28 protein-coding genes, 1 tRNA gene, 3 pseudogenes and 1 riboswitch are annotated in these 21,533 nt (G+C 43.8%); of the genes and pseudogenes, 14 read left to right on the top strand and 18 right to left on the bottom strand.

Going from position 1 to position 21,533, the window contains the following annotated elements; genetic code table 11:
* Positions 1-194 precede the first annotated feature (194 nt).
* The 6 genes and pseudogenes from MHH91_RS06210 to MHH91_RS20795 form a co-directional block, all read right to left on the bottom strand.
* Positions 195-656 (bottom strand): GNAT family N-acetyltransferase, encoded by a 462-nt coding sequence (locus tag MHH91_RS06210; RefSeq protein ID WP_013351877.1) that lies wholly within the window; start codon positions 654-656, stop codon positions 195-197.
* Positions 657-780: 124 nt separating this feature from the next.
* Positions 781-1,002 (bottom strand): SMI1/KNR4 family protein, encoded by a 222-nt coding sequence (locus MHH91_RS06205; RefSeq protein ID WP_014470524.1) that lies wholly within the window; start codon positions 1,000-1,002, stop codon positions 781-783.
* 309 nt (positions 1,003-1,311) lie between these two features.
* Complete coding sequence (locus MHH91_RS06200; protein WP_014470525.1) at positions 1,312-2,256, bottom strand: ketopantoate reductase family protein; 945 nt, start codon at positions 2,254-2,256, stop codon at positions 1,312-1,314.
* Between the two features lie 72 nt (positions 2,257-2,328).
* Positions 2,329-2,886: an SMI1/KNR4 family protein gene (locus tag MHH91_RS06195; RefSeq protein WP_014470526.1), complete on the bottom strand. Its 558-nt coding sequence runs from the start codon at positions 2,884-2,886 to the stop codon at positions 2,329-2,331.
* 49 nt (positions 2,887-2,935) lie between these two features.
* Positions 2,936-3,190 (bottom strand): SunI/YnzG family protein, encoded by a 255-nt coding sequence (locus MHH91_RS06190; RefSeq protein WP_014470527.1) that lies wholly within the window; start codon positions 3,188-3,190, stop codon positions 2,936-2,938.
* 215 nt (positions 3,191-3,405) lie between these two features.
* Positions 3,406-3,524: pseudogene (locus tag MHH91_RS20795) on the bottom strand (lipase family protein); the annotation flags it as partial.
* A gap of 97 nt (positions 3,525-3,621) precedes the next feature.
* Here MHH91_RS20795 and MHH91_RS06185 point away from each other — a divergent pair.
* Positions 3,622-4,152 (top strand): annotated as a pseudogene (locus tag MHH91_RS06185) (EndoU domain-containing protein); the annotation flags it as partial.
* 21 nt (positions 4,153-4,173) lie between these two features.
* The gene (locus tag MHH91_RS06180) at positions 4,174-4,509 is read left to right on the top strand and encodes a hypothetical protein (RefSeq protein ID WP_013351872.1); all 336 of its coding nucleotides are present in this window, start codon (positions 4,174-4,176) and stop codon (positions 4,507-4,509) included.
* A gap of 309 nt (positions 4,510-4,818) precedes the next feature.
* On the opposite strand, the gene MHH91_RS06175 is transcribed toward MHH91_RS06180, so the two are convergent.
* The 3 genes from MHH91_RS06175 to MHH91_RS06165 all read right to left on the bottom strand — a co-directional run bounded on the left by MHH91_RS06175 (position 4,819) and on the right by MHH91_RS06165 (position 7,319).
* Positions 4,819-4,891: transfer RNA gene (locus MHH91_RS06175), tRNA-Val, on the bottom strand.
* A 138-nt stretch (positions 4,892-5,029) separates the two neighbouring features.
* Positions 5,030-6,205, bottom strand: coding sequence for a cystathionine beta-lyase (gene metC / locus MHH91_RS06170; protein WP_013351871.1), 1,176 nt, complete (start codon positions 6,203-6,205; stop codon positions 5,030-5,032).
* Positions 6,198-7,319, bottom strand: a complete 1,122-nt coding sequence (locus MHH91_RS06165) for a methionine biosynthesis PLP-dependent protein (protein WP_014470603.1) — start codon at positions 7,317-7,319, stop codon at positions 6,198-6,200. Before MHH91_RS06165 ends, metC begins: the two co-directional genes overlap by 8 nt.
* 69 nt (positions 7,320-7,388) lie before the next feature.
* Positions 7,389-7,514, bottom strand: a riboswitch (SAM riboswitch).
* A gap of 174 nt (positions 7,515-7,688) precedes the next feature.
* On the opposite strand from MHH91_RS06165, the gene MHH91_RS06160 reads away from it, so the two are divergent.
* The 6 genes and pseudogenes from MHH91_RS06160 (at position 7,689) to MHH91_RS06135 (ending at position 11,231) form a co-directional block, all read left to right on the top strand.
* Entirely contained in the window at positions 7,689-8,411 is a 723-nt protein-coding gene (locus tag MHH91_RS06160; protein WP_013351869.1) for an esterase family protein, read from the top strand.
* A gap of 25 nt (positions 8,412-8,436) precedes the next feature.
* Positions 8,437-8,952: a YjcG family protein gene (locus tag MHH91_RS06155; protein WP_013351868.1), complete on the top strand. Its 516-nt coding sequence runs from the start codon at positions 8,437-8,439 to the stop codon at positions 8,950-8,952.
* Positions 8,953-8,956: 4 nt separating this feature from the next.
* Positions 8,957-9,388, top strand: a complete 432-nt coding sequence (locus MHH91_RS06150; RefSeq protein WP_013351867.1) for a GNAT family N-acetyltransferase — start codon at positions 8,957-8,959, stop codon at positions 9,386-9,388.
* Positions 9,389-9,545: 157 nt separating this feature from the next.
* Positions 9,546-9,779, top strand: a complete 234-nt coding sequence (locus MHH91_RS06145; protein WP_013351866.1) for an AbrB/MazE/SpoVT family DNA-binding domain-containing protein — start codon at positions 9,546-9,548, stop codon at positions 9,777-9,779.
* The gene (locus tag MHH91_RS06140) at positions 9,780-10,517 is read left to right on the top strand and encodes an ABC transporter ATP-binding protein (protein ID WP_013351865.1); all 738 of its coding nucleotides are present in this window, start codon (positions 9,780-9,782) and stop codon (positions 10,515-10,517) included.
* Positions 10,510-11,231 (top strand): annotated as a pseudogene (locus MHH91_RS06135) (ABC transporter permease). The gene MHH91_RS06140 and the pseudogene MHH91_RS06135 overlap by 8 nt, the downstream one beginning before the upstream one ends.
* Before the next feature lie 40 nt (positions 11,232-11,271).
* On the opposite strand, the gene bla reads toward MHH91_RS06135, so the two are convergent.
* Positions 11,272-11,961 (bottom strand): subclass B1 metallo-beta-lactamase, encoded by a 690-nt coding sequence (gene bla / locus MHH91_RS06130; RefSeq protein ID WP_373419138.1) that lies wholly within the window; start codon positions 11,959-11,961, stop codon positions 11,272-11,274.
* Between the two features lie 125 nt (positions 11,962-12,086).
* Positions 12,087-12,341 carry a hypothetical protein gene (locus MHH91_RS06125; protein WP_013351862.1) on the bottom strand — a complete coding sequence of 85 codons (255 nt, stop codon included), beginning with the start codon at positions 12,339-12,341 and terminating at the stop codon, positions 12,087-12,089.
* A gap of 120 nt (positions 12,342-12,461) precedes the next feature.
* Between MHH91_RS06125 and MHH91_RS06120 the strand changes: the two genes are divergently transcribed.
* Positions 12,462-14,747 (top strand): ATP-dependent helicase, encoded by a 2,286-nt coding sequence (locus MHH91_RS06120; RefSeq protein WP_013351861.1) that lies wholly within the window; start codon positions 12,462-12,464, stop codon positions 14,745-14,747.
* Positions 14,748-14,814: 67 nt separating this feature from the next.
* On the opposite strand, the gene MHH91_RS06115 is transcribed toward MHH91_RS06120, so the two are convergent.
* The 4 genes from MHH91_RS06115 to MHH91_RS06100 form a co-directional block, all read right to left on the bottom strand.
* Positions 14,815-15,069: a stage VI sporulation protein F gene (locus MHH91_RS06115; protein WP_013351860.1), complete on the bottom strand. Its 255-nt coding sequence runs from the start codon at positions 15,067-15,069 to the stop codon at positions 14,815-14,817.
* Between the two features lie 166 nt (positions 15,070-15,235).
* A complete protein-coding gene (locus MHH91_RS06110) occupies positions 15,236-15,397 on the bottom strand; it encodes a YjcZ family sporulation protein (protein WP_007610678.1) in 162 nt (53 codons plus the stop codon).
* Between the two features lie 91 nt (positions 15,398-15,488).
* Positions 15,489-15,686: a hypothetical protein gene (locus MHH91_RS06105; protein WP_013351859.1), complete on the bottom strand. Its 198-nt coding sequence runs from the start codon at positions 15,684-15,686 to the stop codon at positions 15,489-15,491.
* 288 nt (positions 15,687-15,974) lie between these two features.
* Positions 15,975-16,331: a DUF1360 domain-containing protein gene (locus MHH91_RS06100; RefSeq protein WP_013351858.1), complete on the bottom strand. Its 357-nt coding sequence runs from the start codon at positions 16,329-16,331 to the stop codon at positions 15,975-15,977.
* A gap of 170 nt (positions 16,332-16,501) precedes the next feature.
* Between MHH91_RS06100 and MHH91_RS06095 the strand changes: the two genes are divergently transcribed.
* From MHH91_RS06095 to cotZ, 5 genes are all read left to right on the top strand, one after another.
* The gene (locus MHH91_RS06095) at positions 16,502-16,888 is read left to right on the top strand and encodes a spore coat protein (RefSeq protein ID WP_014470608.1); all 387 of its coding nucleotides are present in this window, start codon (positions 16,502-16,504) and stop codon (positions 16,886-16,888) included.
* 37 nt (positions 16,889-16,925) lie between these two features.
* Positions 16,926-17,240 carry a hypothetical protein gene (locus MHH91_RS06090; protein ID WP_013351856.1) on the top strand — a complete coding sequence of 105 codons (315 nt, stop codon included), beginning with the start codon at positions 16,926-16,928 and terminating at the stop codon, positions 17,238-17,240.
* A 92-nt stretch (positions 17,241-17,332) separates the two neighbouring features.
* On the top strand, positions 17,333-17,833 hold the full coding sequence (locus MHH91_RS06085; protein ID WP_013351855.1) for a spore coat protein: 501 nt from the start codon (positions 17,333-17,335) through the stop codon (positions 17,831-17,833).
* A 149-nt stretch (positions 17,834-17,982) separates the two neighbouring features.
* Positions 17,983-18,465: a CotY/CotZ family spore coat protein gene (locus tag MHH91_RS06080; RefSeq protein WP_013351854.1), complete on the top strand. Its 483-nt coding sequence runs from the start codon at positions 17,983-17,985 to the stop codon at positions 18,463-18,465.
* A 148-nt stretch (positions 18,466-18,613) separates the two neighbouring features.
* Positions 18,614-19,057 (top strand): spore coat protein CotZ, encoded by a 444-nt coding sequence (cotZ, locus tag MHH91_RS06075; protein WP_013351853.1) that lies wholly within the window; start codon positions 18,614-18,616, stop codon positions 19,055-19,057.
* 57 nt (positions 19,058-19,114) lie between these two features.
* On the opposite strand, the gene MHH91_RS06070 is transcribed toward cotZ, so the two are convergent.
* The 3 genes from MHH91_RS06070 to thiD form a co-directional block, all read right to left on the bottom strand.
* The gene (locus tag MHH91_RS06070) at positions 19,115-19,702 is read right to left on the bottom strand and encodes a CotO family spore coat protein (protein WP_013351852.1); all 588 of its coding nucleotides are present in this window, start codon (positions 19,700-19,702) and stop codon (positions 19,115-19,117) included.
* Positions 19,703-19,799: 97 nt separating this feature from the next.
* Positions 19,800-20,576, bottom strand: a complete 777-nt coding sequence (gene fabI / locus MHH91_RS06065) for an enoyl-ACP reductase FabI (protein WP_013351851.1) — start codon at positions 20,574-20,576, stop codon at positions 19,800-19,802.
* A gap of 130 nt (positions 20,577-20,706) precedes the next feature.
* Positions 20,707-21,519 carry a bifunctional hydroxymethylpyrimidine kinase/phosphomethylpyrimidine kinase gene (gene thiD / locus MHH91_RS06060; RefSeq protein WP_013351850.1) on the bottom strand — a complete coding sequence of 271 codons (813 nt, stop codon included), beginning with the start codon at positions 21,517-21,519 and terminating at the stop codon, positions 20,707-20,709.
* Between the last annotated feature and the right edge of the window lie 14 nt (positions 21,520-21,533).

Below are 21,533 nucleotides of genomic sequence, written 5' to 3'. Positions count from 1 at the left end.
CTTTTCATTTCAAGATTACCACAAAATACAATAAATGGAAAAATAATTCCTTACCAACAGTATCTTATTCATTACGGGTTGGTTTTGAGAGGATAAATGCTAATCCGTATCTTAAAAACGATCTAAATAGATTAGCATAAGTTTACCGTCAATCACCGTTTGCGAGAGTAACCTCTCATACATTCACGGGAATTCTATTTTAATTTTTTTAGGAGTTTTACATATTCACCATATTCGTCTTCGCCAAGAAATAAAACGGTTGTAAAGCCCTTCTTTTCATATAGATGTCTTGCGTTTAAGTTATCTGTATCTACACCGAGTGTTATTTCCTCATATCCAAGGTGTTTTGCATAATCAATCAAATAATCAACAATAATACCGCCTATCCCACGATTTCGATATCCTTCTTTAACAATCATACGAGATAGATAAATGCGTTTATCTGGAATAGTATAATCTGGGTCATTTTTTTGAAAAACTAATGATCCTTCTCCTATAAACTCGTCATTCACTGAATAAATAAAAGTAATTCTGTTTCCGCTTACTAATTCGTCGTAAAACATCTTAGCCATTTTCTTTTTCTTTTCCACATCCCAAATATTGCCACACTTATTGTAGTCTTCGGGTTTTAATTTCTTTATTTGGTACGAATCCATAGCCTCTCTCCCTTTTTAAAATTATTTAAGAAAAAAGCTCTCTTTCTGAGAGCTTACCTTTGCAATACTTTTGTTTAACTGTTTAGTAATCATCATCTAAATATCCCATCATCTTCTTCAATAATCAAACCATGAAGTCAGAAAAAGAATTAGCGACCAAAAATGTGTCTTTCACTCCATCTGTCATTTCATGATCCAAAAAATAAACCTTTCCTGTTGCTTCTTCTTTCACACCCAGACAAATTTGATCTCCTCCGTCAGCATCAGCAATCGGAATAATCCAGTCTGGCATTTGTTCTTCATAAGCTACTGTCATTGATTTAACATCAAAGTCTTTATCATCCACGCCAAATCCGTAAAACAACCCCAGTCTTAAAAGATTATTGCTGGCTAAAGGATTTTAAGAGTGGGAATAACACATTGTCAGCTTGTATCGTGCTTCCACCATATCTTATTACAAAATCTTTGTACACCTCATCAAGGTTTATGTTTAATTCGTTTTCAAATGCTTAAATTTTTCTTTTGCTTTCTGATTCATTGCTTGAAGCGTTGCCCATCCAAAACAGGACGGGGGTTTACGTTTTATTTCACAATCGTGATATTATATTGAATTTATAAGAGTAATTTGGTAGATATACATTTTATAAGAGAATTACTAACGATTGACCTCATCTCTATACTTAGAAGTTGATCGTTTTTGAAGGTCGTCCAAATTTGGAGTTGATATATTCGCTTCCTTTTTCAATTCATCAAATGTTTCATATAAGGCTATAATCTCGCTAAAGGAGCACTCAAAAAATTTAGCCATCTGAAGTTTGTGAAATATTCTCAAACCGTGGTAGACAAAATTTCGATGGTTACGAACCATATTCAGTTGAAATGCTGGGTCAATTCGATATCCCAGTTTTTCTAAAACCATAAACCCCTCATCCATTACAGAAATCATCTGCATTAATGCATTCTTATCCTTCGCTATTTTTTTAAAGTCAAAGTTATTGATATAATGGATTGAGTTCATAGCAATAATCGGTATGAAGTGACTTTTAAGCCAACCATCAATATTTTCATTAAAACTTAGTTTATGTTTCGCTTCCTTAAAAGCCTTCTCTAATATAGATTTAAATGATAAGTCACCGTCTAAGCTACCGATTACCATTTGTCCTCCCCCCCGAATAAAAATAACACGACCATTTTCTTCCCTCCTCCCCCCACTAATTTGAAAACCAAACGCAATATTTTTTTTAACTTTGCTATTTTTATTTAGGAATGTTTGCATATTTGCAGCATCAGCGTTATTCCCAACAATCACAATATTGTTACTTATATTTTCAGCTAGAATCGGGAGAACCGATGAAAATTGATTGTATTTCATCACCACAAATATGAGATCGTAGTGTTCTTCAGGTTGTAGTTTATCAATTACATTTACTGCATCGACAGTATTTTTTCGTTGGAAACGATGTCGAATAACAATTCCATCTTCTTTCAATTGTTCATACCGCCTCCCTCTAGCTAAAATGGAAACATTGTTTCCTCCTCGTAATAATGAGTGGGCAAGATAACTTCCCAAAACACCAGCACCATAAACCAATACTTTCATCTCCGTCCCCTTTCCACTTATTCTCATCTAAATTTCACCATAGCCTTATTAACTGATTAACAGAAAATGGTTTTATCTCGTTCTGTAATAATTTTTAGCTGTATAGTATTTCCAGTCCCAAAAAGCATCCCCGTTCGACATAATATATCGGTCTAAAAATATTTCAAAGTTTAAATTTAATGGATTATATTCTGAACCACTTTCAAATATAAATAGATAGTTAGGGTCACCATGATTCACTCTATCCTTGTCGATCATTAAATGACATTCTTCCAACAAATAGCCAATAGGTATTCCATTGATACCTTCAAACAAATCCTCATACTTTAGTTCTTCTTCTATATCTTCAAGGCTGAATAGATGAAGTCCTCCACCAATATTCTCACCCTCTGCAAGAATTTCGAAAATTTTCGCACCATTATGCTGAGAAATAAACTTCAGATAATCCTCAGGAAGTGTGAATTTATGATTCGACTGAAAGTTTTGGATTTCATTAAGAGAGGCTTTGGTCGGAGAAAAAGTCACAAGGCCCTCTATAATATATCCTTCAGAACAAAACAATTTAATGGCTCCTTTTTCATCTAAAAGACTTTTCAAACCGTTTATAGTCTTATGGACAAAGTTAGTCAATAAAATCGCCCCCATATTTTCAGAATAAAACACCGAGAATACGAATTTGTTAATCAGTAACAATTTTATTCATAATTGAAGCAGCATTAGAAGTAAACAAAATATAAGTGTTTTTTGCTGTTTTAATTACTATCCTATCCGTAGAGCCATAAGGAAACCCTATCCTTACTGCACTTTTCTCTTGTCCTCCATAGTTCGGATCCAGAAATACACCGTTGATTTCTTTGATTGGAATTTCAATTTTAGATAGTTGCCAATTGATAATTAACTTTCCATCAGATTTTTTAACTTTAATCCCAAGCAAAATTGCATTCTCCTTTCAACTATACGGTCAGTTAAATTTTAACATATTAGACTTTTCCTTGATATTAACATGTTGAGCAAACTTCAATTTATAATATTTGGTTTTTTTTTTATAATTAGGAAGGTTTGTCCGATATAGAGACAGAACAAACAATTTGGAGGAATTACATTGAAGAAATGGTTATTAGGTATTGGCCACTCATACTCTAAAAATCACCCTGAATCCACCATATCATCAGGATTAATAATCGCCTTATGATATGCATAAAAGATGGATTATTAAAAGCGACACTGTATATATTATTGTTTACGCCGGCATATTCCGCAACCGCTCCTCTGAATTTTGGTTAGCGATTTCTTTCGGGCTTAGACAAGGTGAAATTTTAGGTATACGTTTCAAGGATATAGACTTCAATACTGGGGTTTTAAGATTCGAAAAATAAGTATGAACCCGCACTTGCCGGAATAGCGCAGGATATTGAAAATACTCACAATGTGAAGAATACTCCTTTATTGAAAAATATTATTGAAGGTCAAAAAGAGAGTGTGCTCAGCAAGTCTGTGACTTCAAATTTTAGTACAGGAAATAGCAAGTATACCACAGGTACAATGAAACATATTTATCATGGAGAAATTAATAAACGCGGTAAAGCAGTTGGCTACCACCATGAAAGTATGATGGGCGGAAAGATTATACCAGGTACAGAAAAGAAGCCTGACAAAAATGGAGTATATATGGCGAAAGTTGAAGTCGAGTCTGTAAAAAAAATAGCGGATTCAAGTTTCTTTCCAAGAGAATGGAACCGCGCTGACGTATTAAAAGCAATTGACGAAGCTTATCATACCAGAAAACAAGTACGTTCAAATAAGTATAGAGGAATCACTTCAACAGGAATTAAAATTGAAATGTATTTAAATAATGACGGAACAATAGCAACAGCATATCCGTTATATAAAAAATAATCTTAAAGGTGACCAGAGCACATGAAATATTTATACAAGTTTGATAAAGATCCATTTGGTGATATAAAAATAGTTTTACCAGAAGAAATCAGTCTTTTCTCTGACTTCATTGAAAATATTACAACAATAGAACAAACTGATGAGTATATAGAATACATTCAGAATGTTTTAAATGGGATACATGAGGATTTTGAAATTGATTTAAATGGGATAAGTGTATTGATAAAAAAAGATGTTACCGATGTTGAAAACCCTTTTTTGATCGACGACCCTTATAAAAACTCAATAGAAACAGACCAATTTAAAGAGCTATTATTAATATGGAGAAACAAAATTCCTGAGATATTTAAAGGTTAAGTACATTCATTATTCTACGCGGTGAAATTTGGTTCTTAACCTTTATTGAGCCGGTATTTAAATTTCCCAGAGACCAAGATATTAAGGCCTTTCTCATAAGAGATGGACTTTATCTATGTTTTCAATAGGATAGACTGTCTTCAGTCCGAGATCCCATCAACATCAGGCTGGCGACAAAGAACCTTGCATTATACAGCGAATTATTCAAATTCAGCTCAAAAAAATAATTTCGTCCCCAATTCGATGAATGATGACAAAATCAATAAATAAACAAAGTAAAAAACCCTTGCTACGCAAGGGTTTCGGCTATGATTCCGACTGGGCTCGAACCAGCGACCTCTACCCTGTCAAGGTAGCGCTCTCCCAGCTGAGCTACGGAATCATGATATGTATGTGTTGCTGGGTATGTTGTTGTCTCTCTGACATTTATAATTATATATCCTGGTTATCCGTTCGTCAACACTTTTTTTATCAAAAATAAAAAAAGGGCGCCGCGCAAATTTGGCGTCACCCTTTTCGTTTATGATCTCACTCCGGCGGGGGCGATTTTTTTCAGCGCCTGCTCGAAATCGCGTTCCAAATCTTCGGCGTTTTCGACTCCGACGCTCAGGCGCAGGAGGCCGTCTGTGATGCCGCGTTTCTCCCTCTCTGCTTTCGGCATGGCGGCATGCGACATGGCAGCAGGGTATGAGAGAATGGATTCGACGGCGCCGAGGCTGACGGCGAATACAGGAAGCGATACGTTTTCGACCAGCTTTTTGACGGCTTCTTTGCTTTCCAGTTCAAAGGACAGAACGGCGCCCGCTCCGCTCGCTTGCCGTTTATGAGTGTCGGCTCCCGGGTGTCCGGCAAGCCCCGGATAGTAAACGTTTTTGACGGCGGGATGCCCGTGAAAGTAGGCAGCCAGCCGTTCAGCCGTCCGGCTCGCTTTTTCCAGTCTTACCTGTAATGTTTTTAATCCTCTCAATACGAGCCAGCAGTCCTGAACGCCAAGCACCGCTCCAAACGAGTTTTGCAGCTTATACAGCTGATTGCCGAGCTCTTCATCCTTTACGGCGGCAAGCCCTGACAGGACGTCACTGTGCCCGCTTAAAAATTTCGTCGCGCTGTGAAGCACGATGTCTACGCCGAGGTCAAGCGGACGCTGCAGCGCAGGCGTCATAAATGTATTGTCAAGGTATGTCAGACAGCCGTGATCCTTTGCCAGTTGGACGACGGCCTTAATATCCGTTATGCCGAGCGTCGGATTTGACGGTGTTTCCATATAGATGGCTTTCGTATTCGGCCGGATGGCGCAGGCGACCGCTTCTGTGTCCGTCATATCGACAAAGGTGTGTTCGATTCCGAAGCGGGACAGCACCTCAGTCACCATTCGGAATGTTCCGCCGTAAACATCCTCCGTGACGAGCACATGGTCGCCTTGGGATAAGAGCAGAAATGCCGTCGAAATCGCAGCCATTCCGGAGCTGAAAGCAAAACCTCTCGTTCCGCCTTCAAGACCCGCAATTGTTTCTTCAAGCGCTGTTCTTGTCGGTGTGCCGGAACGGCTGTAATCATATGTCCCGAACTCCTCAAATGATGACTGATGGAATGTGGAAGCATGCTGGATCGGCACGCTGACGGCTCCGGTGGCTGCGTCTGTTTTAAATGGATTGTGCACAAGCTTGGTTTCCAGCGTCCAATTGTGATTACTCATGCGACACGGCCCCCTCTCTTACTTGCTGTAATGCCTGCTTTACATCCCGCTTCAAATCTTCTGCATATTCAATTCCCACTGAAAATCTCAGCAGACGGTTGCAGACGCCGTTTGCGATGCGGATATCTTCCGGAATGTCCATGTGCGTCTGTGTCGCGGGGTATGTAATAAAGCTTTCCACCCCTCCGAGACTTTCTGCAAAACAGATCGTTTTCAGCGCCTTTAAAAACGGATTGACCCATTCCTCTTTTTGCAGCCGGAAAGACAGCATTCCGCCTTTTCCGGGATATAACACATCGGCGATTTCCTCTTCTTTTTCTAAAAATTCCGCAAGTTCACGGGCGTTTTCTTCATGACGGCGCATCCTGAGTCCGAGTGTTTTCATCCCTCTCATTAAAAGCCACGAATCGAACGGCGGGAGAACGGCGCCGATCGCATTTTGGTGATTAAACATGACGTCGCCGAGCTCTTCATCCTTTACGACAGCCAGACCGGCAAGGAGATCATTGTGCCCGGCTAAATATTTTGTGGCGCTGTGAATGACGATGTCGGCTCCCAGTTCAAGCGGACGCTGGAGCACCGGGGTGTAAAACGTATTATCCACAATCAAAAGCAGGCCGGCTTCTTTCGTAATCCGAGCGATTTTTTCTATGTCCGCCTCCTGCATTAACGGATTTGTCGGCGTTTCAACAAATACAGCTTTCGTGTTTTCCGTTATTTTGGAGCGTAAACAGTCTTCATCACTGAAATCATCATAAATAAAGCTTAACCCGTATTTTCTCCACTCATTTTCAAACAAACGGTAAGTGCCTCCGTATAAATCGGAGGATACAATCAATTCATCCCCGCTTTTAAATAAAGCCATAATGGTTTGAATGGCTGCCATTCCCGAGCTGAAAGCAAAGCCTCTCGCACCGTTCTCCAACACGGCGATGGCGTCTTCAACGAGCTGGCGAGTCGGGTTTTTCGTGCGCACGTAATCAAAGCCTGTAGATTCTCCTATTCCTCTATGGCGGTAAGCGGTGGACAGATAAATCGGCGGACTGACCGTTCCCGTTGCTTCTTCGCTTCTATTTCCGATTTGGGCTAATTTTGTTTCAACATGCTGCATCATCAGCAGGCACCATCCTTTTTCAAAAATAAAAAAGCTCCCTCTTCATAAGAAGAAGGAGCTTTTCTCTTCCTCTTATCTTCCAAGCATGTGAATCGCTTGCTGGATTTAGCACCTTGGCACTTTGCCTTCCTGCGGCAAAGCAAACCGGTTGCTGAGGTTTCAAAGGGCCAGTCCCTCCACCTCTCGTGATAAGAATATTGTTTTGTATTTTCTGATTGTTCTATATTAACTCACTATAAAATGAATTTCAACAACTTTTTGATTTTCTGAACTCTCTCAAGAAGTGCATCTGAAGAAAGAAATTTCTAATAATTCATGGTACAATAGGGAAAAACCATTAAGACAAGAAGCGGCCTGGAGGAATGCGAAGTGGCACCGAAAAACGGAATCATTCATGAGAAAAAACTTTTCTCCCGTGAGCTTGAAGAAGAAATGACCGTTCTGGTCTACCTGCCAAACACCTACTCCCCCCTGTATAAATATCATACGGTCATCGCCCAGGACGGCCATGATTACTTCAGATTAGGGAAAATCGGGCGGCAGGCGGAAGAGCTCATGTCAAAGGGGGAAATTGACCGCTGCATCATTATCGGCGTCCCCTATAAAAATGTGCGGGAGCGAAGAGACACATACCATCCCGAAGGCTCTAAGTTCGCCTCATATAAACGGTTTATCGCAAATGAGCTCGTTCCTTTTATCGACAAAGAATACCCGACTTATCAAGTCGGATACGGCCGCACGATGATCGGGGATTCCCTCGGCGGAACCGTTTCGCTCATGACGGCGATTGACTATCCGAACATGTTCGGAAACGTCATCATGCAGTCTCCGTATGTTGACGGGCACGTCCTGGATGCCGTCCGGGAGTCGGAGGATCTCAAACAGATTTCCGTTTATCATCAAATCGGAGAAAAAGAAACCGACGTTCACACAACGGACGGCCAGGTTCTTGATTTCACCGCGCCGAACGAAGAGCTCAAACAGCTGCTGGAAAGCAAACAGTCTGAATACACGTATGAAACCTTCGACGGGGATCATAAGTGGACTTACTGGCAGCCGCTCATAACGCCGGCGCTGAAAAAAATGCTGTAACCATTCATTTAAGGAGGGAACTTTCATGAAATACGGTATTGTTTTATTTCCATCAAAAAAATTACAGGATCTCGCAAATTCGTACCGGAAACGCTACGACCCGAGCTACGCGCTCATACCGCCGCACCTGACGGTAAGAGATCCGTTTGAAGCGACAGAACAGGAAATCGAGCAGGTCGTATCACAGCTGAGACAGACGGCGAAAGAGTCGCACCCGCTCGTTCTGAAAATCACAAAATACAGCTCGTTTTCTCCTGTAAATAATGTGATATACATGAAAGCGGAGCCGACGGAGGAATTAAAAACGCTGAGTGAGAAATGCTACTCAGGAGCATTATCCGGAGAGCCGGAATACAGCTTCGTTCCGCATGTCACAGTCGGCCAGAAGCTGTCGTCAGATGAACATTCCGACGTACTCGGGCAGCTGAAAATGCTGGACATTTCCCACGAAGAAGTCATCGACCGTTTTCACTTGCTCTACCAGCTGGATAACGGCTCATGGACTGTGTACGAAACATTTTTATTAGGCAAGGGAGAATAACTGTTTGGAAGCCATCATTGCAAAAACGGAAAAACAGCTGAACGACGCTTTTTTCGTCAGAAAAGAGGTCTTTGTTAAAGAGCAGCACGTTCCGGAAGAAGAAGAAATTGATCAATTCGAAGACACGTCAGAGCATATTGTCGTATATGACGGCGGCCAGCCGGTCGGAGCCGGCAGATGGCGCTTGAAAGACGGTCATGGAAAATTAGAGCGCATCTGCGTGATGAAAAGCCATCGCTCTCTCGGTGTAGGCGCCATCATTATGCGGGCGCTTGAAAAAGCGGCGGAAGCCAAGGGCGCCGACAGCTTTATCTTACATGCGCAGACACAGGCGGTTCCGTTTTACGAAAAACAAGGATACCGAGTCACGTCTGGCGAAGAATTTCTAGATGCGGGCATTCCCCATCTGGAAATGGTAAAGAAACAAAAACTATAAAATCAAAAACACTCCTGTTGATATGACAGGAGTGTTTTTTTATGAAAATTATACTTTTTCAAGAATTTTATTGAATTTTATGGAATTTAATTGTATGTTTAGTATGCGAAGTATTACAATTCATACAAAAAATACAATTCATATGGGATGTTTAAACATGACAGCACCAAAAGGGAAGCATATATTCGGGACTGTGAAAGTGGGCACAAAAGGACAGATTGTCATTCCTAAAGAAGCAAGAGACGTTTTTGATATAAAGCCCGGGGACTCACTGCTTATGCTCGGGGATGACCAGCAGGGCATCGCACTTGTTAAACAAGAACTCTTTTTCGAATTTGCAAAAGATATCTTAAACGCAAAGCAAATCAATACAGATGGCGAGGATGAGTAAATGCACGCGATTGAGCTGAAGCAATTAACTAAACATTATAAAGAAACCGCCGCTGTTGACCGACTTGAATTTTCAATTGAAAAAGGAGAATTTTTCGCTTTACTCGGAGAGAACGGAGCCGGAAAAACGACATTAATCCGGATGCTTTGCGGCCTCCTTTCTCCAGATGAAGGTGATGCATCAGTGCTTGGTCACAGCATTTTGACTGATTTGGATAAAATAAAACCGAAAATGAATATGTCTCCGCAGGAAACAGCCATCGCCCCTAATTTAACCGTACGGGAAAACTTAGAGTTTATAGCCGGAGTCTACGGAATTCCGAAAAAAGAAGGAAAAAAAAGAACGGATGAGATGCTCGAATTGTTTCAATTAAAAGAAAAAGAAAGAGAAAAAACAAAAACGTTATCAGGCGGAATGCAGCGCCGGCTCAGCATCGCAATGGGAATGATTACAAAACCGGATATTTATTTCTTAGATGAGCCGACATTAGGTCTGGACGTCCGTTCACGCCGCGAGTTGTGGAAAAATCTTGAGTCATTAAAGGGAGACATGACGATCATTTTAACGACACACTATCTAGAAGAAGCTGAAGCCCTGGCAGACCGTATTTGCATTTTAGAAAATGGGACATTAAAAGCACTGGGTACGGCTGAGGACCTGAAAAAGCAAACTCATTCAGCCACATTTGAAGATGCCTTTTTAGCGATTTGTGACGGGGAGGCGGGGCTTTATGCTTGATTTCGCCATACGCAACCGCAAAGAAATTTTTCGTGATCCCCTATCTATCATCCTGGAATCGCTCTGCCTGTTATTCTATTGTTTCTGTTTACTACGATTGAGAAAAATGCGCCGCTTGACACTTTTAAAGTTCAGCATTTAGCACCCGGACTTATTGTTTTCGGTTTTGCTTTCCTCACGATGTTCTCTGCATTGCTGATCGCAAAAGACAAACAGACCGCCCTTCTGACCCGTTTGTTTGCTTCTCCTTTAAAAACAGCCGATTATGTCATCGGTTATGCTTTGCCAATGCTGCCTTTAGCCATATTACAAATCGTCATTTGTTTTATCGCAGCTGCTGCTGCCGGCTTATCCGCCGAATGGATCAATCTTCTCGCGGGTATCGCCGTGCTGCTGCCGATTGCGATGATGTCCGTTTTCTTCGGTTTATGTTTAGGAGCTGTGTTTACGGACAAACAAATTTCAGGTATCGGTACTATTTATATTACCCTTGTTCAATTTCTCGGCGGGGCTTGGATGGATGTCAGTCTGCTTGGTGAGACGTTCAAACATATAGCTTATGCCTTACCGTTTATTCACTCGATCGAACTGGCTCAGGAAGTCATATCCGGAGATTATTCTTCATTCCAACAGCATATTTGGCCGATAGGGGGATATGCCGTTTTGGCGCTTGCGCTTGCTTTCCTTAGTTTGATGAAAATCAGGAAGAGATAAAAAACCGGCACTCCGTAACGGGAGCGCCGGTCTTCTTTATTTATTTTTCTTTCAGAAGGCTTATCGTATGCGGCAGCAGACGGCCATCCCCCGGGCTGCCATGCCCCGGGACGACAATGCTTATGTCTTGGTATCTTTTCATCACTTTCTGAACAGCGCGCGGCCACTGATCCGGATAAAAACCCGGAGTAGGCACGATTTCCTTTGTTTCTAAAGACTTGATTAAGCATCCGCCGAATAAGAGCTTATCCTGAGGCAGCCAGACGGTGATATTGTCTTCCGTATGCCCTTTTCCCGGATAAAACGTTTCCATTTCCATATCGCCAAATTGCAGCTTTGCCACGTTTTTTAAATCTCCGAGCGGCCGGGCATATCCCTGCTTTCGGGCGAAGTCGGCTGTCAGCTTCGTGCTGTGCACCTTTACACCGTATTTGTACAGGGTGTTCAGCCCGCCTATCCGATCATCATGGGCGTGTGTCACAATGGCATCGGTCATCCTTTTGCCGGGAAACTGCTGGTTTATTTGTGTCATTAATTGCTCTGTAAGACTGTCATTCCACGGAGTGTCGATCAACACGATTCCTTTGGAAGTATCAAGAAGCAATCCGTTCGCAGGGACGGGTCTCCCGTCTGCCATACCTGTGCTTGTATGCATCCAGACATGCGGCGCCAGCTGTGTGAGCGTGACACCTTTTAATTCGGAGCCCTCTGCCGCGTGTGCCGGTTTCATCCCGGCTGTAAAGAGGCCCAATAGAAACAGCCCTGCGATGAATAATGTAAATCTTCTCAATTAAATCATTCCTTTCTTCTTTCATATATACGACTCGAAAAAAGCCCGGATATTTCCGGGCTTTTTTACACGCATTGATTAATCAATCGGCCTTTTCCCATGATTTGCGGGAGGCGGGAAAGAGAGCGCTTACGTTTTTCCTCATTGACTTTCTTTGCTGCGGCTGCGGTGTTTTCCTGACGGCGCTCCACCTCTCTGTACACCCTGTCATTGGCGAGGGCGGCCGCTTTCGTAACGCCGGCGTAATCAGGCTTATAACCCGCTGACCGGTTTGCGTATTGAGTGTATTGCTGGTTTTGAATCCGTCCTGCATAAATCATATGTACCCCTCCCCTTCGCTTTTCATTTCCCTTAATCTTACTTTTTGAAACGCGGTTCTTTTGTTATGATATTCTTTGTCTATCAAATGGATGAACACCTTTTAATGGGAGGACCCCTTTTTGAAATGCGCCCGACTGAATAACCGAACGATACATTTACATACATATTCTAGAGAACATTACCAATTCCTTTTTGAAGAAGCCCAAAAAGGGAATATTTTTTGCGCACATTGTGACCAGCCTGTCTTGATGCGGCTTTCCATTTTAGAGCAGCCGGCGTTTTATCACCGGCAAAAGGGAGATTTCACCGCCTGTGAAAAAGCATGCGAGGCGAAGGAGCCAAAAGCGGAGAAAGAAAAAGAAGAGTATAAGGAAGCCGGCATGTTCCGCCTGCCGAAAGGAAAAGCCATTTCCGAGAGTTCGAAACCGATCGTCTCAGAATGGAAAAGCCCGAAAAAAGTGCCTGCCCCCGAGCCGTTTTCACCGACATCTGAGGCAGCTGATACATCGCTGTTTCCCGGTATCGGACTGAACCGTGAACAAATGCGGGCCGTCACAGAAACGGACGGGCCTTTGCTCGTGCTTGCCGGAGCTGGAAGCGGAAAAACAAGGGTGCTGACGGCACGCGCTGCCCATATGATTGAACATCTCGGCATTTCACCTGAGAACATGCTGCTTGTGACCTTTACGACAAAAGCCGTGGCCGAAATGAAAGAGCGGATGGCAAATGAGTACGGGCTGGCAGCCGGGAGAGTCTCCCGCCTCGTGACCGGAACATTCCACAGCTTTTTCTATAAAATACTCTATCATTATGATTCTTCAAAATGGAACGGCAGCCAGCTCTTAAAAATGGAGTGGCAAAGAGAGCAATATGTGAAAAAGGCGCTCTATGAAGAAAACTTGGATGAGAAAGAGTTTCCCGTCGACCAAGCGCTTCAGCTGATCGGCTGCTGGAAAAACACGTATCTCCCTCATGAGACAATTCCGCTTGCGGATGACTGGGAGAAAAAAGTATACAGGCTCTACGAACATTACGAACGGCAGAAGCGGGAAAAACGGCAATTTGATTTTGATGACATGGCTCAAGGCTGTTATGAACTGTTTCAAAGCCGGCCTGATATTCTCGCACAGTATCAAAACAGATTTTCTCATATTTTAATTGATGAGTTTCAAGATATTAATCCTGTACAGTACAAAATAATGCAATTGATTGCAAGCCCTGAGAATAACTTGTGCGGCGTGGGGGATGATGATCAATCCATTTATGCGTTCCGCGGCAGCAGCCCGTCTTTCATTCTCGATTTTCAGAAGGATTATCCGGCAGCAAAGACCATTTACTTAACGGCAAATTACCGCTCGCCGCATCCGATCGTCTCGAGTGCCCATGCCGTCGTAAAGAAAAATAAAAAACGGTATGAAAAAACACTTTCTGCCGTCAAAGACGGTGTTCATGCCCCCGTGATGTTTTTTCCTTACGATGAGGAAGAAGAAGCGACTATGATCGTTTCCGATATGAAAGAGAAAATTCAAAACGGCGCGAGCCCTGACGATTTTGCCGTTCTTTACCGGACGAACAGCGCCGGACGGGCCATTTATGAAAGACTGCATCAATCATCGATTCCTTATCATGCCGACCGCGGCGTACAGACGTTTTACAGCCGCCGAATCGTCCGGCAGATCCTCGCCTACTTATATGCGAGTCAGAACGAGGATGATACGGATGCAGTGAAAGATCTGCTGCCCGCCTTATTTTTAAAGCAATCCGCCCTGCAAACCTTAAAGGCGCTGTCCATCACAGAAGATTGCACGATGATTAAGGCGCTGACGAAACTGCCTGACCTGAAGCCGTTTCAAATCGGGAAGATCAAGCAGATCGTTCCGTTTTTCGCAAGCATCCGGACAATGAAACCCGTTGAAGCCATTACCTTCGCAGAAAGCAAAATGGGCTTTTCCGAGTATTTAAAAAAACGGGGAAACGAAGGGAATAAACTGGAAAAAGGCTCTGATGATCTCCGTGATGTCAAAGTGGCCGCCAAAAAATTCAAAACCATTCCGGATTTTCTTGCGCATGTCGATCATATGCGCGCCGCCGAGAATCTGAAAACCAATGAAAACGGCGTCGAACTGCTGACCATTCACCGCTCGAAAGGTCTTGAATTCAATACGGTCTATATTTTAGGCGCGGCTGACGGCTCGATCCCTCATGACTTTGCGCTTGAGACGGCGAGACAGGGCGATCCCGCTCCGCTCGAGGAAGAAAGACGGCTTCTGTACGTCGCAATGACAAGGGCCATGCAGCATTTATATGTATCATGTCCTGCGAACAGGCGGGGAAAAACAGCCCGCAGTTCAAGGTTTCTCGAGCCCCTTCTGCGGATGGACAGACGGAGCGCACTCAAGATATAAAGAACCCGGCAGATGACTGCCGGGCTTTTCTCATATAAAAAGGCCTTTCAATAAGGCCGGCTGACGCCTATTTATTGTTCATCATTTTAGAAATGGTGCCAAAATCAAGTTTCTCTTTTCCGCTTGTAATAGATTGAACGATTTTGTCTTCCAATTCTTTCGGTACACGCTTGTTAGCCAGCTGGGATACCTTCTGAATGACGCCTCTCACCGTGTTTTCATCTTTGAAATTGGCATTTTGCAGTGATCCGGCGAGATTCATAACATCCTTCATGCTGACGCCTGTTTTCTTCTCAATATTTTTGAAAAATTGATTATCCATGTTGTGCCTCCTTTTTGTGGAGTAATACGATATTGTATGAACAAAGCGTGGAACATGTGCCCGTAAGACAACGGAAAAATTCTGCACACCCGTTTTCATGCTCCTTCATACATCAGGCAAGCACGGGACTGAACGATCCCGCGCTTATCCTGGGTCTTGCTAAGGTTTAGCCGAAAAAGGATGCACCGACAATGATCAGAAGGATGAACAATACGACAACAAGAACAAATGTTGAGCCGTATCCGCCTCCGACATAGCCACCGCCGTATCCGCCGCAGCCGCCGTAACCGCCATAGCCGCCACCGAATCCGCCATATCCGAATCCCATATCTAAGCACCTCCTTTACTCTCTATACTCTATGTGAGCAGACATGTTTGGCTTGGATAAATGCATAGGGCCGGTGCGGATTTCATTTATTTTATTGAGAATGCTCATTTTTCTTCAGTTTTGCTTCGGTTTCAGCGGCAAACACATCTATCCATTTCTCAAAGCGCAATCCCGCTTCATCAAACTCAGACAGCTGCTTTTCAATAGAAAAGATATGTTTGTTATGTTCCCGCTGATTTTGATTGTGCCGGCGGTATCTTCCGTTTATTAACAATTCAAATATATTCATAACATCCCCCCTCCTATGATCTATGCGGAACAGGGTCCGGTGTTCAGCCAAAAAACAAAAAAACCGGAATCTCCGGTTTCTTTTAGAAAACGGCTATTTCGGTTTTTTCTTTTGGCCGCAGCCGCAGCCTTTCTTTTTAATTTTTTTTCCGTAAGGCTGATACTCAGTTGATTTGTATGGAGAGTTTTGGGAAGGTTTGCTTGATTGATTCATGGTGATCCTTCCTTTCCTTATGTCATATATGCCATTTTATGCAGAAAGTGACGGCAAGTTGCTGATGGAACCGCCTTATTCCTGAAGAAGACGTGACACCGCAGCTTCAATGATCCCTGCCGCGCCGGCTATGGCTAAAAGTAAAATCAGCCATTGCGCAGCCTGCGGCATCACAATCTGCGCCGCAATTAAAAAGGCGGCGCACCATACGCCCGTACACCAGTAGCAGCTGAGAAGTTCACCGATAAATGCCCTGATGCCTTTCCCTTTTATGACAATGTAGGTTTCTGTCGTACCGTCGGGTGCGGTTTCTGTTTTTTCCTCATGAAAAAGGCTCCGGAGCGGCGCCATAATGGTGTCAAATACGAAAAGCCTTGCCAGCCGAAAAACGGCAAACGATAACAGAATAAATGAAAGCCAATTGATAACCACCTGTTCACTCCTTTTTAAAACATGACCTCTTTATACATATGCGAAAACCCTGATCTTCATGAATCGCACCTTGTCCGGTAAAAAAATAGGTGCGGTTTAGTTGTTTTTCTTATTCCGCTCAGCGTTTCATTTGCATTATATAAAGTATGAATGAGAAAGGAGTGAAGGTTATGTCGTTTGAAGAAAAAGTCGAAACACTGCAACCGCAAATATACGAACAATTATCCAACGAATTCGAGCAGACGATCGAAGTGATTGATTGCGAAAATGTCACAATAGATACAACACATATAACGGCCGCTCTTTCTATACAAGCCTCAGTTACTACGGCGATTATCCTCGCGACACAGCTCGTGATCGCAGATGAAGACACAGCCGACCAAATGGTAACCGAACTGCTGATCCTGGATGATTGCCAGATAAAAAAAAGGACCGTCATTCAAGTCCTGAACAGCCGCAATATTAAAATCACACTGACAGCAGACGATATTATGGCCTTTGTACAAATTTTATTTCAATTATTAAACATACTTTTTGCTGAACTAGACATCCTTTAACCTTTCTTTTCAAATATTTAAATAGAGGTGAGAACAAATGGCAGATAACGAAAAATTAAAAAAAGAACTCGAAAATCTACCAGAAGTGGATCCGCTTTTAAAAGTGCTTGTCAGCAATGTCTTCAAAAAACACGGCGTGACAAAGGATAAAATGCGGGAAATACCTGATGAAGAAAAAGAAATGCTGATCGCATTAGTCAAAGACATGCAGGCGAAATCAGAAGCTTTTCTTGAAAGCCAGAAACAGAAAAAAGAGCAGGAAAAAGCGCAAGAACAGCAGACAAATCCGCAAACCCGCAGAGAACAATTAATCGAACAGCTCCGGCAAAGACGCCAAAATCCCGGTCAATAACTAAAAAATAGTGATTTTTATCAGGATATATGCCTGAGTCAAAGTAAGGGGCCGGCTCATTTAATAATAGTAAAAGAAAAGGAGGAATAGATATGGAAAGCAGACCATACTCTTGGGTTGCACTTGATCCTGAATGCGAACATCCGCGAGAAGAAAAAGAAGAAAAAGAAGGCAGAAGATGTAATGTTTGCTGTAACGGAAACGGATTCGGCGAAGATAATGCCTTCCTTGACCAAGACCTGGCTCAGGCGAATATCAACAAACAAGTTTCTGAAGAAGCGATTATTATCAGAGACTCTTGTGATATTAACGTGACGTCAACAGACGTTCAAGCAGTCGCTTCAGTCATGACAGCAATTAATGCAGCAGTCGTAACGGCCACTCTCACTTCAATCGCTGACGGAGTCATCGCTGAATTGGTCGCGCAAGACTTATTGCAGCTAACAGCTAACAAACAAATCAATCGTCAAAAACTGCTCATCGAAAACTCCCGCGGCGTAAACGTGACAACAGTAGATGCCGATATCGCAGTGCTGATCTCAACAGCGACAAATTTACTGATTGCTGTCTTAGTCATCACCCTCGTCCTCTAAAAAGAAAAGCAGAGCTAAAAACGCTCTGCTTTTTCTTATTTTCTCCGCATATGATGAATATATAGACGTTCACCCACACCAAGTGAAGCACGCGTACATATGTTGTTAAAGACAAAAGTCAAATACCCTAAAAGAAGGAGCTGAAATCCATGAGCTGCGGAAAACACCATGGCCGAGATGAAAATTGTGTATGCGATGCAGTCGAGAAGATTTTAGCAGAGCAAGAGGCTGTTGAAGAACAATGCCCGACTGGATGCTATTCCAATCTGTTAAGCCCGACGGTTACCGGTAAAGATACCATCCCGTTTCTCCTGTTTGATAAAAAAGGCGGTTTGTTCTCCACATTCGGAAACGTCGGAGGATTTGCGGATGACAGCCAGTGCTTCGAGTCTATTTTCTTCCGGGCAGAAAGAGTTTGCGATTGCTGCGCGACGCTTTCAATACTGCGCCCCGTAGATGTGCACGGCGACACCCTCAGCGTCTGCCATCCTTGTGATCCGGATTTCTTCGGTTTAGAAAAAACAGATTTTTGCATTGAAGTTGATCTAAGCTGCTTCAGCGCCATTCAATGCCTTTCACCGGAGCTTGTCGACCGGCCTGCGCCGCACAAAGAGAAAAAGCACCACGGATAGTCATTGATTCGCATCTTTTCTAAAGGAGAATCCCCTTCCAACCTTCTATTACAGATGCAATCATCAGCCCGCCCGGACGTCCGGGCGGCTGACTCTCCGATATCGTTTAATCCGGTACCATTTAAAACGTGAAGTCAGGAGGGATATTATGAGCAAGAATACAACATACTGTGTGCGTGAAGCAGTAGAAAATATTGAAGACCTGCAAAATGCGGTTGAGGAAGAATGTCCGGCCGGATGCTATTCCAACCTTTTATCGCCGGGTTATTCATTAGGCGATACAGTGCCATTTGTGCTTTTCACTTCTAAATCAGCGCCGTTTGTCGCGTTCGGAAATGTCGGCGAGCTGGATAACGGCCCGTGCTTTAATACCGTTTTTTTCAGGGTTGAAAGAGTCTGTGACGGATGTGCCACATTAAGCCTGCTTATTGCTTTTGACGAGCATAAGCACATTCTTGATTTTACAGATAAAGATTCTGTCTGCGATGTATTCCGTTTAGAAAAAACACACTATTGCATTGAAGTCGATCTTCACAGCTTCTGCGCCATCAATTGCCTGAACCCGAGACTGCTGAACCGCACACATTCTTAATCGAAAAGCATAAAAATAAGCTGCCGGATTAAAGAATTCAGGCAGCTTTTTGTATGGTTAAAAACCGAGCGGATGCAGCGAGGTGATATCGCTAATGGCAAGCTCCGCAGGCGCACCGTTGCTCGTCGTCCTCAAATAGATGGCATCATTTTTTCTGCCGACGATCACGCCTCTGTAAGTTTTCCCGTTGGCTTCTATCAGACAAAGCGCCCGCGGCATATTATGCGGCAGCTTCGTTAAGAAATCAATTTTTTCAACAATGGACATTCTGCTCATCGGCTTTTTCACGCGCTTCGGCGGAACTTTCTCCTCCGGGGCGTCATTGTGAACCGCTTCAGGCTCTTTTTCAGCGGTGTCAGGTTCATCAGCAGCTTCCTGCACTTGCGCCGGAACTTCTTGAGAGGCTTCCTCCGCGCGGCTGTGCTGTACAGGCGTCTGATTTTCCGGTTTGGCAGACGCGGCTCCGTCGGGCTGAGTCTTACATTCTTCCTCCTGCTTTCCAAACGCCGGCTCTTCTTCCGGCGGCTGATGTGCTTTCCTTTTTTTGATTAATATGTCCTGCATTGATGATTGCGTGTCTGTATAATCCGGCTGAACAATATACATGAGCGGTTTTTTGTCCGCGCTTCTGTTTTGTTTTGACATCTTCATCCCTCCGATTCTGTCATGTTTTATCTATATGACAGAATGATTAAAATCAGAAGAAAGAAAAAAGCAATCCCTGAAAGGGACTGCTTGTCAATTAACGTGCGGTAATATGGAAACCGGAATCAACGTGAAGATTTTCGCCCGTGATGCCTCTTGAGAGGTCACTGAACAAGAATGCAGCCGTGTCGCCCACTTCTTCAGGCGTTGTCGTGCGGCGCAGCGGTGCGCGCTCTTCGATTTCTTTCAGGATAGAGTTGAAATCACTGATTCCTTTTGCAGACAGCGTGCGGATCGGGCCTGCTGAAATACTGTTGACGCGGATGTTTTCTTTTCCTAAGTCAGCGGCTAAATATCTGACGCTCGCATCAAGAGACGCTTTTGCCACACCCATTACGTTATAGTTTGAAACGACGCGCTCTCCGCCGAGGTAAGTGAGTGTAACGATGCTTCCGCCTTCAGTCATGATCGGACGCGCCGCTTTTGCGACCGCTGTCAGAGAGTAAGAACTGATGTTATGCGCAAGCAGGAATCCTTCACGGTTCGTATTTAAATATTCACCGACAAGCTCTTCTTTGTTTGCAAACGCGATGCAGTGCGCGATGCCGTGAATCACGCCGACCTGCTCTTTAATGCTCGCAAAGCAAGTTTCGATCTCAGCGTCATTTGTCACATCACACGGAAGGATGAGAGAATCATTTCTTTCTAATGTAGCCGCAAGGTCATGAACTGATTTTTCCAAGCGTTCTCCTGCGTATGTGAAAATGAGGCGCGCTCCGGCTTCATGCAGCGAGCGGGCGATTCCCCAGGCGATACTGCGTTTATTGGCGACGCCCATCACAACGATGTTGCGGCCTTCAAGTGAAAAATTCATATGTATAAAGCCTCCTGTAATCGTCTTAAAGACATAGTTTTAGTACCTGATCTTAATTTTTATCATATCATAACCTTGTCCAGATTGAAAGCATGGGAAAAAGACCGCTGGGTGTCGAAGCGGTCTCTTTTTATCTCGTCTGCAGACTGTTTCTTTTAAAGGCAAAATGATTGGTCGGGCCGTGTCCCGCTCCGATGCCGAGCGTATGTTCCACCGCTTCACGCACAAAATTGGCGGCTATCTCAAACGCGGTTTGAATCTGTTCTCCCTTTGCGGTTTCCGCCGTCAGCGCAGCCGCAAACGTGCAGCCTGTTCCGTGAGTATGTTTGGTGTCAATATAGGCGTGACTGATTTGGGTAAAAGACGAACCGTCAAATAATAAATCAACGATTTTCCCCTGTTCCGGCTGATGTCCGCCTTTTATGATGACGTTTTTTGCGCCAAGCCTGCAAAGGCATTCAGCCGCTTTTTTCCGGTCCTCAAACGTGCGGATTTCCATCCCCGTCAATGCCTCAGCTTCCGGAACATTCGGCGTAACCGCATAGCTGCGCGGAATCAGCAGCTCTTTTAACGCGGCCTGTGATTCCACCCGCAGCAGGGAAGCGCCTCCTTTGGCAATCATGACGGGGTCGGTGATGAGATGATCCAGCCCGTACTGATCTATTTTTTCCGCTATTTCCGCAATCATCTCTGCGCTCCACAGCATCCCCGTTTTTATCGCGTCAGGCCGTAAATCTTCCGCCACCGCGTCGATCTGGCTGCCCAGCGCTTCCCTGGTGAGCGGATAGATGCCGTGAACGCCCAATGTGTTCTGGGCGGTTACCGCTGTAATGGCTGACATTCCGAAGACACCGAGCTCCTGAAAGGTTTTGAGATCGGCCTGAATACCGGCGCCGCCTCCTGAATCTGACCCGGCAATCGTCAATGCTTTGCATATGCTCATGCTGTTTTTCTCTC

The organism is Bacillus sp. FSL K6-2819, assembly GCF_038008305.1.
Lineage (GTDB): Bacteria > Bacillota > Bacilli > Bacillales > Bacillaceae > Bacillus > Bacillus amyloliquefaciens.
The sequence above is the reverse complement of the archived record's forward strand: the minus strand, read 5'-3'. Positions and strand labels throughout refer to the sequence as shown.

What these genes read in the sequence shown, in the direction of transcription:
- MHH91_RS06210 (WP_013351877.1), bottom strand. Translation starts at nt 656, where the DNA reads ATGGATTCGTACCAAATAAAGAAATTAAAACCCGAAGACTACAATAAG.
- MHH91_RS06200 (WP_014470525.1), bottom strand. Translation starts at nt 2,256, where the DNA reads ATGAAAGTATTGGTTTATGGTGCTGGTGTTTTGGGAAGTTATCTTGCC.
- MHH91_RS06180 (WP_013351872.1), top strand. Translation starts at nt 4,174, where the DNA reads ATGAAATATTTATACAAGTTTGATAAAGATCCATTTGGTGATATAAAA.
- metC (WP_013351871.1), bottom strand. Translation starts at nt 6,205, where the DNA reads ATGAGTAATCACAATTGGACGCTGGAAACCAAGCTTGTGCACAATCCA.
- MHH91_RS06165 (WP_014470603.1), bottom strand. Translation starts at nt 7,319, where the DNA reads ATGATGCAGCATGTTGAAACAAAATTAGCCCAAATCGGAAATAGAAGC.
- MHH91_RS06155 (WP_013351868.1), top strand. Translation starts at nt 8,437, where the DNA reads ATGAAATACGGTATTGTTTTATTTCCATCAAAAAAATTACAGGATCTC.
- MHH91_RS06145 (WP_013351866.1), top strand. Translation starts at nt 9,546, where the DNA reads ATGACAGCACCAAAAGGGAAGCATATATTCGGGACTGTGAAAGTGGGC.
- MHH91_RS06140 (WP_013351865.1), top strand. Translation starts at nt 9,780, where the DNA reads ATGCACGCGATTGAGCTGAAGCAATTAACTAAACATTATAAAGAAACC.
- bla (WP_373419138.1), bottom strand. Translation starts at nt 11,961, where the DNA reads ATGAAACCGGCACACGCGGCAGAGGGCTCCGAATTAAAAGGTGTCACG.
- MHH91_RS06125 (WP_013351862.1), bottom strand. Translation starts at nt 12,341, where the DNA reads ATGATTTATGCAGGACGGATTCAAAACCAGCAATACACTCAATACGCA.
- MHH91_RS06115 (WP_013351860.1), bottom strand. Translation starts at nt 15,069, where the DNA reads ATGGATAATCAATTTTTCAAAAATATTGAGAAGAAAACAGGCGTCAGC.
- MHH91_RS06110 (WP_007610678.1), bottom strand. Translation starts at nt 15,397, where the DNA reads ATGGGATTCGGATATGGCGGATTCGGTGGCGGCTATGGCGGTTACGGC.
- MHH91_RS06105 (WP_013351859.1), bottom strand. Translation starts at nt 15,686, where the DNA reads ATGAATATATTTGAATTGTTAATAAACGGAAGATACCGCCGGCACAAT.
- MHH91_RS06095 (WP_014470608.1), top strand. Translation starts at nt 16,502, where the DNA reads ATGTCGTTTGAAGAAAAAGTCGAAACACTGCAACCGCAAATATACGAA.
- MHH91_RS06090 (WP_013351856.1), top strand. Translation starts at nt 16,926, where the DNA reads ATGGCAGATAACGAAAAATTAAAAAAAGAACTCGAAAATCTACCAGAA.
- MHH91_RS06085 (WP_013351855.1), top strand. Translation starts at nt 17,333, where the DNA reads ATGGAAAGCAGACCATACTCTTGGGTTGCACTTGATCCTGAATGCGAA.
- MHH91_RS06080 (WP_013351854.1), top strand. Translation starts at nt 17,983, where the DNA reads ATGAGCTGCGGAAAACACCATGGCCGAGATGAAAATTGTGTATGCGAT.
- cotZ (WP_013351853.1), top strand. Translation starts at nt 18,614, where the DNA reads ATGAGCAAGAATACAACATACTGTGTGCGTGAAGCAGTAGAAAATATT.
- MHH91_RS06070 (WP_013351852.1), bottom strand. Translation starts at nt 19,702, where the DNA reads ATGTCAAAACAAAACAGAAGCGCGGACAAAAAACCGCTCATGTATATT.
- fabI (WP_013351851.1), bottom strand. Translation starts at nt 20,576, where the DNA reads ATGAATTTTTCACTTGAAGGCCGCAACATCGTTGTGATGGGCGTCGCC.
- thiD (WP_013351850.1), bottom strand. Translation starts at nt 21,519, where the DNA reads ATGAGCATATGCAAAGCATTGACGATTGCCGGGTCAGATTCAGGAGGC.